Origin of the sequence: Streptomyces sp. NPDC050164 (genome assembly GCF_044459945.1) — a bacterium.
GTDB classification, from domain to species: Bacteria; Actinomycetota; Actinomycetes; order Streptomycetales; family Streptomycetaceae; genus Streptomyces; species Streptomyces coeruleorubidus_A.
The window spans coordinates 64,236-76,594 of record NZ_JBITJK010000030.1 but is presented as its reverse complement, the minus strand read 5'-3'; the positions used below and the strand labels follow the sequence as shown (position 1 = coordinate 76,594).

Annotated in this window: 8 protein-coding genes; 6 read left to right on the top strand and 2 right to left on the bottom strand. The window is 71.7% G+C overall.

What is annotated here, in order from left to right; genetic code table 11:
• Positions 1-16: 16 nt before the first annotated feature.
• The gene (locus ACIBNA_RS31515) at positions 17-781 is read right to left on the bottom strand and encodes a sugar isomerase domain-containing protein (protein ID WP_399168582.1); all 765 of its coding nucleotides are present in this window, start codon (positions 779-781) and stop codon (positions 17-19) included.
• A gap of 138 nt (positions 782-919) precedes the next feature.
• Between ACIBNA_RS31515 and ACIBNA_RS31510 the strand changes: the two genes are divergently transcribed.
• The 6 genes from ACIBNA_RS31510 to ACIBNA_RS31485 all read left to right on the top strand — a co-directional run bounded on the left by ACIBNA_RS31510 (position 920) and on the right by ACIBNA_RS31485 (position 10,204).
• Positions 920-1,804 carry a MurR/RpiR family transcriptional regulator gene (locus tag ACIBNA_RS31510; RefSeq protein ID WP_399168581.1) on the top strand — a complete coding sequence of 295 codons (885 nt, stop codon included), beginning with the start codon at positions 920-922 and terminating at the stop codon, positions 1,802-1,804.
• Positions 1,805-1,911: 107 nt separating this feature from the next.
• Positions 1,912-6,120, top strand: a complete 4,209-nt coding sequence (locus ACIBNA_RS31505) for an NEW3 domain-containing protein (RefSeq protein WP_399168580.1) — start codon at positions 1,912-1,914, stop codon at positions 6,118-6,120.
• The gene (locus ACIBNA_RS31500; RefSeq protein WP_399168579.1) at positions 6,117-6,788 is read left to right on the top strand and encodes a peptidyl-prolyl cis-trans isomerase; all 672 of its coding nucleotides are present in this window, start codon (positions 6,117-6,119) and stop codon (positions 6,786-6,788) included. The genes ACIBNA_RS31505 and ACIBNA_RS31500 overlap by 4 nt, the downstream gene beginning before the upstream one ends.
• A 127-nt stretch (positions 6,789-6,915) precedes the next feature.
• Positions 6,916-8,289, top strand: a complete 1,374-nt coding sequence (locus tag ACIBNA_RS31495; RefSeq protein ID WP_399168578.1) for an ABC transporter substrate-binding protein — start codon at positions 6,916-6,918, stop codon at positions 8,287-8,289.
• Between the two features lie 2 nt (positions 8,290-8,291).
• Positions 8,292-9,329 (top strand): ABC transporter permease subunit, encoded by a 1,038-nt coding sequence (locus ACIBNA_RS31490; RefSeq protein WP_399168577.1) that lies wholly within the window; start codon positions 8,292-8,294, stop codon positions 9,327-9,329.
• The gene (locus tag ACIBNA_RS31485; RefSeq protein WP_399168576.1) at positions 9,326-10,204 is read left to right on the top strand and encodes a carbohydrate ABC transporter permease; all 879 of its coding nucleotides are present in this window, start codon (positions 9,326-9,328) and stop codon (positions 10,202-10,204) included. Before ACIBNA_RS31490 ends, ACIBNA_RS31485 begins: the two co-directional genes overlap by 4 nt.
• Here ACIBNA_RS31485 and ACIBNA_RS31480 read toward each other — a convergent pair.
• Entirely contained in the window at positions 10,168-12,348 is a 2,181-nt protein-coding gene (locus ACIBNA_RS31480) for a glycoside hydrolase family 3 N-terminal domain-containing protein (protein WP_399168617.1), read from the bottom strand. The two genes, ACIBNA_RS31485 and ACIBNA_RS31480, sit on opposite strands and share 37 nt — an antisense overlap.
• Between the last annotated feature and the right edge of the window lie 11 nt (positions 12,349-12,359).

The following is a 12,359-nucleotide window of genomic DNA, read 5'->3' as shown; positions in this document are numbered from 1 at the left end:
GTGCGCACGGTCCGGTTCAGCTCGCGGTGCGGCGGATCCGGCCCGCGTACTTCTTCTCCAGCTCCAGGTTGCCCTCGAAGCCGCCGGGCACGTTGGCCGAGACGTAGACCGGCGGGCGCTCGCCGGCGGCGCCGAGGCGGCCGGCCGCCTCGGCGACCGTCATCTGGACCAGCATCACGCCGGTGAGCGTGGACAGGGCGCAGACCGAGCCGCCGCCGGGCAGTTCGAGCAGACAGTCGCCGCGCGGGGCCGCGTTGTCGAGGACGACGTCGGCGATGTCGGCCAGCTTCCGGCCGCTGGGATGGGCGGCGGGGACGGCCCGGGTGTGGGCGAGGGAGGTGAGGGCCAGGACGCGGTGGCCGTGTTCCTTGGCGTGCAGGGCCATCTCGACGACGACGTTGTTGACGCCGGAGTTGGAGATGACGACGAACAGGTCCTGGGGATGCGGGGCGGCCAGGTCGTAGAGCCGGGCGGCCACCCCGGCCCGGCGTTCGAGGAGCGGGTCGTCGAGCACGGCCGGGTCCTCACCGCCGTAGAGGACGAGGTCGGCGATGCTCAGCCGGTTGGTGGGGACGAATCCGCCTGCGCGACCGGCGAGTTCGAGGACGAGCGCCTGCGAATGGCCCGTGCCGAAGGCCTGGACGACACCGTCCGCGCGTACGCACTCGGCGACCAGGTCCGCGGCGGCGGCCACGTCGCCCCGGGCGGATTCGATGACCTGCTGGAGGACGGCGAGGCTCTCGCGCGCGAACCCCTGGGCGCTCACAGACTCGACGGACACGCGACACACTCCCCACTGATGGATTGAATCACCCTACACTTCCCCCTCGATGAATCAATAAATCACGCAGGCTCTCGGGGTTCAATCGGGTCCTGGTATTCAATCCGCACCCCGAAGGGTGGCTGATACCTTCTCCCCATGCCTCCCACGGACGTCACCACACTGATCCGTACCGAGCTGCCCCGGCTGGCGGGCTCCCTGCGGAAGGTCGGCGAGCTGATCCTGGAGGATCCGGCCGCCGTCACCCACTGCTCGGCCGCCGAGCTGGGCCGCCGCACCGGCACCTCCCAGGCGACGGTGACCCGTTTCTGCCGGGCCATCGGGCTGGACTCCTACCAGCACCTGCTGATCGAACTGGCCCAGGAGCGCGGCAGGGGCGAGGTGTCCGACTGGGGGACCGCCGAGATCGGTCCCGACATCTCCCCGGACGACAGCCTCGAACGGGTCGTCCAGGTCGTCGGCACGGCGGACCTGCGGGCCATCCAGCAGACCATCGACCGGATCGACCTCGACGCGCTCGAACGCGCGGCCCAGGCCCTGGCCCGCGCCCGGCGCATCGACGTCTACGGCGTCGGCGGCAGCGGCGCGGTGACCCAGGAGACGGAGACGCGGCTGTTCCGCATCGGCTGCTCGGTCCGCGGCTGGACCGAGGTGCACGCGGCCGCCACCTCGGCGGCCCTGCTCACCCCGGCGGACGTGGCCATCGGCATCTCCCACTCCGGGGCGACCCGCGAGACCCTCGAACCGTTCGAGATGGCCAAGGAACGCGGCGCCACCACGATCGCCCTGACGACCGACCCGCGCTCGCCCCTGTCCAGGTCCGCCGACATCCGGCTCATCTCGTCCTCCTCGGAGACCAGCTTCCGGGCCGAGAGCATCAGCAGCCGGCACTCCGTCCTGATGCTCGTCGACTGCCTGTACGTCCGGGTCGCCCAGCTCACCTACCAGCGCGCGAGCGCCTCGCTGGCGCTGACCGACCACATCACGCCGCAGCACGCGGTGAAGTCCCGGCGGGCCAGGTGAGGCGACCGAGCGTGCATGGATGAACCACCAAGTTGACGTGAAGGTGGTTGTTTGAATCACTCCTGCCGTGCAGGATGGGGCTCCCCCAGAGCACTCGTAGGAGCCCCATGCGCGTCACCTCTGTCGAGTCGACCGAGCTCTTCACCGGGACCACCGAGCAGCCGCGCCAGGTGGTGGCCGTCGAGCTGAGCCACACTCCGGGCCGGACCGTGCGGCTCACCGTCGAGGGCCCGGGCCTCACCGGCACCACGCAGACCACCGTCGGCGAGAACGGCACCGTACGCGCCGAGGTCCCCGTCACCGGCGAGGACCTGGTCCCCGGCGACCGCCACGAGATCACGGTCATCGCCGCGGACGGCGACGAAGTCACCTCCCGCACGGGCGAGTTCACGGCGGCCGAACCCGGCTGGACCATGTTCATGGTCAGCCACTTCCACTACGACCCCGTCTGGTGGAACACCCAGGGCGCCTACACGGAGACCTGGGACGTCGCCGACGACCCGGCGACCAGCGGACTGCCCGCCCGCACCTTCGACTCGCGCGGCCAGTCCGGCATGAGCCTGGTCCGCGCCCACTGCGACCTGGCCCGCCGCGACCCGGCGTACACCTTCGTGCTCGCGGAGGTCGACTACCTCAAGCCCTACTGGGACGCCTTCCCGGAGGAACGCGCCTTCCTGCGGCAGCTGATCCGCACCGGCCGCGTCGAGATCATGGGCGGCACCTACAACGAGCCCAACACCAACCTCACCGGCGCCGAGGCGACGATCCGCAACGCCCTGTACGGCGACGGCTTCCAGCGCGGCATCATCGGCGCCTCGCCGGAGACCGCCTGGCAGCTGGACGCCTTCGGGCACGACCCGCAGTTCCCGGGGCTGATGGCGGACGCGGGGGTCGGCTCCAGTTCGTGGGCGCGCGGGCCGTTCCACCAGTGGGGGCCGACGCTGTCGGTGTTCGGCGAGGAGCCGAGGGACCCGGGCCGGATGCAGTTCCCTGCCGAGTTCGACTGGATCGCCCCGTCGGGACGCGGCCTGCTCACCGCGTACATGGTCAACCACTACGGCGCCGGCTGGGCCATCGACAACGCGCCCACCCTGCCCGAGGCGGAGGCCGCCGCCTACCAGCTCTTCCAGCGGCTCAAGCAGGTCGCCCTCACCCGCAACGTGCTGCTCCCGGTGGGCGGGGACTACGCGCCGCCGTGCCGCTGGGTCATGGACATCCACCGCGACTGGAACGCCCGGTACGTCTGGCCGCGCTTCATCAGCGCGATCCCGCGGGACTTCTTCGCCGCCGTGCGCGCGGAACTGGAGACTCAGGGCCGCAAGGCATCGCCCCAGACCCGCGACATGAACCCGGTCTACACGGGCAAGGACGTCTCCTACATCGACACCAAGCAGGCCCAGCGGTACGGCGAGACCCTCCTCGCCGACGCCGAGGCCTGGGCGACGCTCGCCTCCCTCGTCACCGGCCGTCCCTATCCGGACGCGGCCCTGGACAAGGCCTGGCGGCAACTCGTCTACGGCGCCCACCACGACGCCATCACCGGCTCGGAGTCGGACCAGGTCTACATCGACCTGATGACCGGCTGGCGGGAGCTGCACGATCTGGCCGTGAGCGTGCACGCCGACGCGACCCAGGCCCTGGCCGACCAGGTCGCTCCGGGCGACGGCCCCGACCTGGTCGTGTTCAACTCCGCGACCTGGGAGCGCCGTGACGTGCTCACGGTCGACGACCCGGGTCTCGTACCCCGGGGGCTCCCCGCGGTCCGCGAGGACGGCCGGCTCCATGTCGTCGTCCCGGAGGTGCCCGGCATGGGCCTCACGGCGCTCCCGCTCGCCGAGGGGTCCGTGGCCGGCTGGGCGCCCGGCGAGGGCCTCACCATCCGCAACGAGTTCTACGAGGTGACGGTCGACCCGGCACGCGGCGGCGGCGTCAGCAGCCTGCGCGCGCTGACCGAGGGCGGCCGGGAGCTGCTGCGCCCCGGTGACATCGGCAACGAGATCGTCGTCCAGGAGGAGTACCCGAGGCATCCGCGCTTCGGCGAGGGCCCCTGGCACCTCACCCCGACCGGCACGACCGCGGCCCGCGGCCGGGACGTGACCGCCGAGGTACGCGTCGAGCACTCCCCCGCCGGTTCCCGCATCACCGTCACCGCCGACCTCGGCCTCTTCCGCTGCACCCAGCGGCTCACGCTCTGGCAGGGCGTCGACCGGCTCGACGTCACCACGACCGTCGACGGGTACGACGGCGCCGACCGGCTGATCCGGGTGCGCTGGCCCTCGGACGTACGGGGCGGGCTGCCGGTGCACGAGGTGGCGGACGCGGTGATCGGGCGCGGGTTCGGCTTCGTCGAGGTGGACAGCGAACGGTTCCCCTGGACGCTGGACAACCCCGCCAACACCTGGTTCGGTCTCGGCTCCACCGCCCGCGTCGCCGTCCACGACGACTCCGGCGTGCTCCTCGGACACCGCTCGATCGGCGTCGCCGAACTCGTCTACCCCGACTGGGACATCGCGGGCGACCTCGGCACCCCGCTCGCGGCGGCCCTCGTCCGCGCCGGGGTCACGGCGACCTCGACGATCGCGGGCGGCCCGCGCTACGGCGACCTGGAGGTCGACTCCAACCTCCCGGACCTGCGGATCGCCGTCGGCGGCCCCGACCGCAACGCCGTGGTCGCCGAGGCCCTCGGCTGGGACCCGGCGGCCGGCCGGGAGCTGAAGCGCCAGCTGTCCGAACGGGGCGTGGCCGCCGTGTGGGTCGCGCCGCGCGCCTGTCTGCGCGAGGAGTGGATCCCCGGGGCCGATCTGCGCGACCTGGAACGCCTGCCGCTGCTGGTGGTGGCGGGCGCCCGCCCCGAGGACGACGCCACGGCGGTCGACGCGATCGTCGCCGACCTGGACGACTTCACGGTGAGCGCCACGGCCGCCGGCGGCGGCGAGGCCCTGCCACCGGGTGACGCCTGGGACGGCCGCAGCTTCGCCGTCCTCAACCGCGGCACGCCCGGCTGCGTGGTCACCGCCTCCGGCGACCTCTACATGTCCCTGATGCGCTCCTGCACCGGCTGGCCCTCCGGGATCTGGGTGGACCCACCGCGCCGCACCGCCCCCGACGGCTCGGGGTTCCAGCTCCAGCGCTGGTCGCACACCTTCGAGTACGCCGTCGTCGCGGGCACGGGCGACTGGCGCGACCTGCGGCTGCCGCAGGCCGGGCACGCGTACAACCGTCCGCTGACGGCACGGCTGCGGCAGGCCTCCGGTGCCCTGCCGAGGCAGACGGCCCTGCTCGCCCTGGAACCCGCCGGCGAGGTGCTGCTCGACGCGCTCAAGCCGCTCGGCTCCCCGCTGGCCCGGGGCAGCGGGGCACCCGTGGATCCGGGGCGGGGCCTCGTCGTCCGCGTGCACGAGGTCGACGGCCGGCCGGTACGGGCACGGGTGGCCGGGCCGTTGGCATGGGCGGCGGGCGCCCGCGCCGACGTCCTGGAGAGGCCCGGGGCGCCCCTCGCCCCGCAAGAGACCGGCGGCCTCGAAGCCGACCTGACCGGCTTCGAGGTCGCCACCCTCCTCGCCACACCCGCCCGGCCGCCCCACCAGGCGGCCGGGCCCGGCATCGCCGCCCACGAGCCCGCCCAGCCCGTCGCCACCCGCTACTGGCTGCACAACTCCGGCCCCGCCCCACGCGGCAACATGCCGGTCGCCGTGTACCTCTCCCCCACCGCCCTCACCGCCGACGGCCCCGTCACCGCGACCGTCCGGGTCTCCTCGGAACTCACCGACGCGCCCGTGTCGGGCACGGTGGCCTTCGAGGTACCGCCCGGCTGGAGCACCGAGCCCGCCGAACTGCCGTACACCCTCGGCCCCGGCGGCTTCACCCTCACGGACATCACGGTGACACCCCCGCCGGACCCCGCCCCCGGCCGGCACTGGCTCGCCGCCCGGCTCTCCTACGGCGGCCAGACGTACGAGGACGTGGTGGCCCTGGACGTGCCGGGCGGGCACAGGGGCCCGACCCTGGTGACGAACCTGGGAGTCGAGCGGGTGTCCGTGCGCCGGGGCGAGCGGGCCCGGGTCCCCGTGACCCTGCGCAACACCACCCGCGGCCCCGTCAACGGCACCCTGTGGGCCGTGTCCTCCTGGGGCACCTGGCCCGGCGTCACCCCGGGCTGCCAGGGCTTCACGGTCCCCGGCGGGGAGCAACTGGAGTCCGCGATCGAGGTGGACGGCGACTCGATCCCACCGGGTTCGTACTGGCTGATGGCGAAGGTCGCCTGGCACGGCTGCGTGGCCTACACGAGGGCCATCGAGCTGGAGGTGACGCCATGACGGAGGAGTACGCGGCAAGCGTCCACGGCGATCCGATCCCGAAACAGCACGTGGACACCTTCCTGAGCCCCGATTCCCCCAGGGGCGCGGGGAACTGCGCGACCAACCACACCGGCGCCGCACACGCACGACAACATCTCGCGGCGCTCTCGGCCCGCGCAGCCCGCCAACGACGACGCTGGGCAACCCAGGTGATCGTCACCGACGAACTCGCCCGCCGCGCCTGCGCGGAACGGGACCTCGCCCCACCGGACGACGTCCTGCCGATGCGGCTGCTCACCGTCCCCGAAACCGACGTCGCCGACCTGGGCAGCATCGTCGCGGCGGCCCTGGCCCACTCCCCCGCCGCCCGAGCCCTGCTCGCCGACCTGGAACGCGAGCAGCACATCCCCGAAACGGCCGTACGGGACTACTACGACCGCAACCGAGACCGCTTCCTCACCCCCGAGGCGCTCAGGCGCGGTGTCGACCCGTTCAACACCGTGGAACCGTCGGACGTCCTCCCCTACGACCACGTCCGCGAGGGCATCGAACAAGAGCTGCGGCACGCCGCAGCGCACCGCGCGTTCTTCGCCTGGCTCGACCGCGCCCGCGCGGACGTCGTGTACGCCGAGGGCCACGAACACCCCGGCGACCCCTCCCACCCGGACCACGAACACCGCCACTGATCGCCGTACGCAACCGAACAGCAACACGGCAAACCATTGACCTCCGATGAATTCTGGTCCACCTTTTCATCAATCGAAGTCCAACTTGGTGATTTGATCCAGCATGACTGGTCCCAGGAGGGCAGCAATGCGCGCAAGAAGACTCACCGGATCCCTGACCTGTCTGGTCGTCCTGACGCTGACGGCCGCCGGCTGCGGCCTGTCCGGCGGCGGCTCCGACGGCGGCGACGCCACGGCCGGCGGCTGCAAGGTCGACAAGGGCAACGTCGGTTCCGGCAAGCTCTCCGGCGAAGTCAAGGGAAAGATCACTTTCCAGACCACCAACCTGAAGAAGGACTTCGGGAAGTACTTCAACGGCGTCATCGACGCCTTCGAGCAGGCCCACCCCGGCACCAAGGTCAACTGGATCGACGACCCGGGCGACGCCACCTTCACCCAGCGCCTGGTCGCCGACGCGCAGGGCTGCACGCTGCCGGACGTGGTGAACATCAACGTCAACACGGCGGTGGCGCTGACGAAGAACGGCTACCTGCTGAACCTGGACGACAAGGCACCGGACGCGGGCAAGCCGTTCGTGCCCGCGTTGTGGAAGTCGAGCGTGTACGCCGACGCGGACGGCAAGAAGGTGCACAGCGTGCTGCCCTGGTACTCCGGCGGCATCGTGCAGACCTTCAACACCGACCTGATGGAGAAGGCGGGCCTGGACCCGGCGAAACCTCCGACGACCGTGCTCGGCCTGTTCGACGACGCGGAGAAGATAGCCAAGGCCTCCGGCGGCAAGTACTACGCGTTCCTCGCCAACCCGCAGCTGCGCATCCCCGCCGACTGGCAGCAGATGGGCGTCAAGATCCTGTCCGAGGACGGCAAGAAGTTCACCTTCGCCGACGACCCGAAGACGGCCCGGTGGGTCGAGGCCATGACGAAGCTCTACAAGGCCGGCGGCATGCCGAGGGACTCGCTGTCCTCCACGCAGGACCCGGCCAACGTCTACGGCCAGGGCAAGCTGGTCTACGGCCCCACCAACCCCAACTTCCTGCGGTTCATCCAGCAGAACAACCCGAGCGTCTACAAGAAGACCGGTGTCGCCCGCTACATGCTGGACGCCCTCGGCCACACCGTCGGCGCCCCGCAGTACATCGGTGTCGCGTCCACCGGCAAGAACGCCTCGACGGCGCTGGCCTTCGCGCAGTTCCTGACGAACGCCGAGAACCAGCTGGAGTGGGCCAAGGACCCGAACGTCGTCATCTTCCCGTCTACCACGGCCTCCCTGAACGACCCGTTCTTCCAGTCGGTCAAGGGCGACGACCCCTTCGCCGAGGCCCGCAAGATCGTCGCCAGTGACCGCAAGACCGCCACGGCCGACGAGATCGCGCTGACGCCCGGCGAGCTGAACGCCATCTCGGCCCAGATCCAGCTGGCCATGCAGGGCAAGAAGAGCGCCGAGGACGCTCTGAAGGAGGCGCAGTCCAAGGCGAACCAGCTGATCGAGCAGGGCAGTTGAGGATGACCCAACCGACCGTCCACAAGGCGCCCGTCCCCGCTCCCCCGGGTGCGGGCGCCCGGCGCCCCGGCGCTTCCCCCACGCCCCACCCGCCGGGGCCCCTGCGCCGCGCCCTCCGCTTCGTCACGCCCGGCCCGAGCGCCGACGCGGGGGGCGCGGCGCTCTACCGCCGCTGGTGGCTGCCCTGGCTGTGGATGACCCCGGCGGTCGTCGGCGCGACCGTGTTCGGGGTCTTCCCGTTCCTCAACACGGTCGTCGTCTCCTTCACCGACGCCAAGCCGCTCGGCGGGGCGTACGACGTCGTCGGGCTGGAGAACTACCGCCGGATGCTGAGCGATCCGGACTTCTGGCTGGCGACCCGCAACAGCCTGCTGTACGCGCTGTTCGTGGTCCCGCTGATGGTGCTGCTGCCGCTGCTGCTCGCGATCCTCGTGGAGAAGAACCTGCCGGGCATCGGCTTCTTCCGCTCGGCGTTCTACACGCCGGTCCTGGCTTCCAGCGTGGTCGTCGGCCTGAGCTGGCAGTGGCTGCTGAGCGACCAGGGACTGGTCAACACCTGGCTGCAGAAGGCGCACCTCATCCGCGAGGCCATCCCGTTCCTGTCCGACTCGTGGCTGATCCTGCTGTCGGCGATGGGCCTGACGCTGTGGAAGGGCCTCGGCTGGTACATGATCTTCTACCTGGCCGCCCTCGGGAACGTCCCCAGGGAACTGCACGAGGCGGCGGCCGTGGACGGGGCGGGCGTCGTGCGCCGCTTCTGGCACGTCACCGTGCCCGGCGTCCGCCAGTCGATGATGCTGGTCGGCACCCTGACCGGCATCGGCTCGCTGCGGGTCTTCACCGAGATCTACATGCTCGGCGGTTCCACCGGCGGCCCCGGCGGCGCCGACCGCACGCTGCCCTTCTACATCCGCGACGTCGGCCTCGACCCGCTCACCGGCAACGCCGGCTACGGCGCGGCCGTCAGCGTCGCCCTGTTCGCACTCACCCTTGGCCTCACGCTGCTCGCCCAGCGCCTGACGAAGGAGGACGAGGCATGACGACCGCCGTCGACAAGCGCCGACGTCTGATGCCCCGCTGGCGCGACTACGGCCGTCCGCGCGAACTGGTCGTCCGCTACCTGCTGCTGGTGTTCGTCCTCTTCATCACCGTCGGCCCGCTGCTGTGGCAGCTGCTGTCGTCCCTCAAGGGGGCGGGCGAGGACGTCTTCGGCGCGGGCGCCTCCCTGATCCCCCGTCACCCGTCGCTGCGGGCGTACCGCGAGGTCTTCGACCAGGTGCCGGTGTGGACGTACATCAGGAACAGCGTGTTCGTCGCCCTGCTGTCCATCACCAGCCAGCTCGTCTTCTCCACCATGGCCGGCTACATGCTGTCCAAGCCCGGCTGGAAGGGCCGCAAGCTGGTCTGGGTGGTGCTGCTGGCGTCCATGATGTTCCCCTTCGAGTCGATCATGGTGTCGCTGTTCCTCAGCGTCCGGGACATGGGCCTGGTCGACAACCTGGTCGGCGTCTGGCTGCCCGGCTTCGTCGCCGCGATCAACGTGCTCATCATGCGGGCCGCGTTCCTCGCCGTGCCCCGCGAGATCGAGGACGCGGCGATGCTGGACGGGGCGGGCGAGTGGAAACGCTTCCGGTACCTGTATCTTCCGTCCGCCTACGGCGCGCTCCTCGTCGTCACCATCAACACCTTCATCAGCGCCTGGGACGACTTCCTGTGGCCGCTGATCGTGCTGCGCACCGAGGACCACTTCACCCTGACGCTGGGCCTGGCGAGACTGCAGACCTCGTCCTTCGGCTACGACCAGCGGATGGTGATGGCGGGCTCGGTGATCTCCGTGATTCCGGTGCTGGTGCTGTTCGTCATCACCCAGCGGTGGTTCTACAGGGGGGTTTCCTCGGGGGCTGTGAAGCTCTGAGTCGGCACGGCGGTCAGGGCGGCCCGCGCGGATGCGGCGACGCGGAACTCGACCACCGTGCCGGGCGGAACGGCGGTACCGAGGCCGGCGCCGAGCGGGAACGCGACCGTGCGGGTCTCGCCCGGCGCCAGGTCGACAGCCTGGAAACCGCGCAGTTCCAGCGTGCGCGGCCAGACCGGGGTCCGCAGCCGGCGAAGGTAGAGCTGGGCGACGGAACGGCCGTGGCGCCGGCCCGTGTTGGTGATGTCGGCCTCGACGGTGTGCTCTGACAACCGCGGCGGGCCGTACGCGAAGGTCGTGTACGACAGTCCGTGCCCGAAGGAGTGGAGCGGCTCCGCGCTGTCGTCCACGTAGCCGCCGTACTCGGTGTCCTTGTGGTTGTAGTAGACGGGGAGCTGGGCCGCGGAGCGGGGCACGGAGACCGGCAGGCGGCCTGCGGGCTCGGCGAGGCCGAGCAGCACTTCGGCGATCGCCTCACCGCCCCACGGGCCGGGGTACCAGGCGGTGAGCAGCGCGGCCGCCGTGTCGGGCACGACGTGCGGGCGGCCCTGGATCAACACGACCGCTGTGGGCGTCCCCGTCGCGACCACGGCGTCCAGGAGCGCGTACTGCGCGTCGCCCAGCCGCAGTCCGGCCAGATCGACGCCCTCGCCGCAGGTCATCTCGGACACGGCGGTGCGTGCGGCCCCGTTGGCGTCGAACTCGGTCCCGGTGGAGCGCGCGCTGCTGCCGCCCAGCACCAGCACGGCGACATCGGATGCGGCGGCCTGGGCGATCGCCTCGGGGATGCCCGACAGGTCGCCGCCGGTGAGGGCGCATCCCCGGGCGTGGCGTATGTCGATGCCGGCCGGGGCGAGCTTCCGCAGCCCGTCGAGGACGCTGGTGCCGGTGCCGGGCCGTTGCGGGGCGGTGTAGTCGCCCAGTTGGTGGGCGACGGTGTCGGAGTGCGGGCCCAGGACGGCGATACGGGAGACGGTCGCCGGGGACAGGGGCAGCACGCCGTGGTCGTTGCGGAGGAGGGTGACGGCGGCGCGGGCGAGGGCGGTGCTCAGGTCGCGTCCGACGGCCGGGGGCGGCAACGGGCAGGTGCGGTAGGGCTGTTCGAACAGTCCCAGGCGGAATTTCAAGCGCAGGACGCGCGCTGTGGCCTCGTCGACAGCCGCCTCACTCACCAGCCCCCGCTCGAGAGCCGCCTCCAGATGCGTGAAGCCCTCGTCCCACAGGCTCAGATCCACACCGGAGTCGAGCGCGAGGGCGCCTGCGGAGACCTTGTCCCCGGTGATCCGGGCCAGTCGGTCCACGGCCAGTCCGTCCGCCATGACCAGTCCCTGGAAACCCCAGCGTTCGCGGAGCAGGTCGTGGAGTAGGGCCCGGTTCCCCGAGCAGGGCACGCCGTCCACCTCGTTGTACGCGGCCATGACGGCGGCGGCCCCGGCGCGGATCCCGGCACGGGCGGCGGGCAGGTGGATCTCATGGAGTTCCCGCAGTCCGAGCTCGGACTCGGCGGAGTTGCGGCCGCCGACGGTCGCGCCCTGCCCGGCGAAGTGCTTGAGGACGACGGGGGCCTTGTCGGCGGGGAAGCACTCGGCCGGTGCGCCCTGCATGCCGCGCACCAACGCCTCCGTCAGCCGTGCGGCCAGGTACGGGTCCTCGCCGAAGCACTCCTCGGTCCGCCCCCAGCGCGGGTCCCGGGCGATGTCCAGGGCCGAGACCAGGGCGACATGCCCGCCCCGGGCGCGCAGTTCGGCTGCGGCATGGGCGGCGGCCCGCTCGTACAGCCCGGGGTCCCAGCCGGCGCCGACGGCCAGGTTGACGGGCAGGACGGTGCCGTCGAGTGCCATGTGGCCGTGCGGCACCTCCTCGACGAACAGGGCCGGGATGCCGAGCCGGCTGCGCTCGACGACATGGCGCTGGACGAGGTGGGCCAGTTCGGCGCCGTCCGAGACGCCGGATCCGGTGGCGTGGTCGACGCCGGACCAGGCGTCGGCGCGCAGCAGTCCGTACAGCGCGCCGAGTCCGGCGAAACGCTCGGTCTCGGCGTACAGGGCGTCGGTGAGCTCGAAGCCGCCGTCGGGGGTGCGGCGGTAGGCGTCCCAGCCGTACATCCGCTGGTTGAGCTGGCCGGCCTTCTCGCGCAGGGTCATACGGGAGAGCA

Bases quoted from the DNA above. Each gene is read 5' to 3' on its own strand.
- ACIBNA_RS31510 (WP_399168581.1), top strand. From the start codon at position 920: ATGCCTCCCACGGACGTCACCACACTGATCCGTACCGAGCTGCCCCGG.
- ACIBNA_RS31505 (WP_399168580.1), top strand. From the start codon at position 1,912: ATGCGCGTCACCTCTGTCGAGTCGACCGAGCTCTTCACCGGGACCACC.
- ACIBNA_RS31500 (WP_399168579.1), top strand. From the start codon at position 6,117: ATGACGGAGGAGTACGCGGCAAGCGTCCACGGCGATCCGATCCCGAAA.
- ACIBNA_RS31495 (WP_399168578.1), top strand. From the start codon at position 6,916: ATGCGCGCAAGAAGACTCACCGGATCCCTGACCTGTCTGGTCGTCCTG.
- ACIBNA_RS31490 (WP_399168577.1), top strand. From the start codon at position 8,292: ATGACCCAACCGACCGTCCACAAGGCGCCCGTCCCCGCTCCCCCGGGT.
- ACIBNA_RS31485 (WP_399168576.1), top strand. From the start codon at position 9,326: ATGACGACCGCCGTCGACAAGCGCCGACGTCTGATGCCCCGCTGGCGC.
- ACIBNA_RS31480 (WP_399168617.1), bottom strand. From the start codon at position 12,348: ATGACCCTGCGCGAGAAGGCCGGCCAGCTCAACCAGCGGATGTACGGC.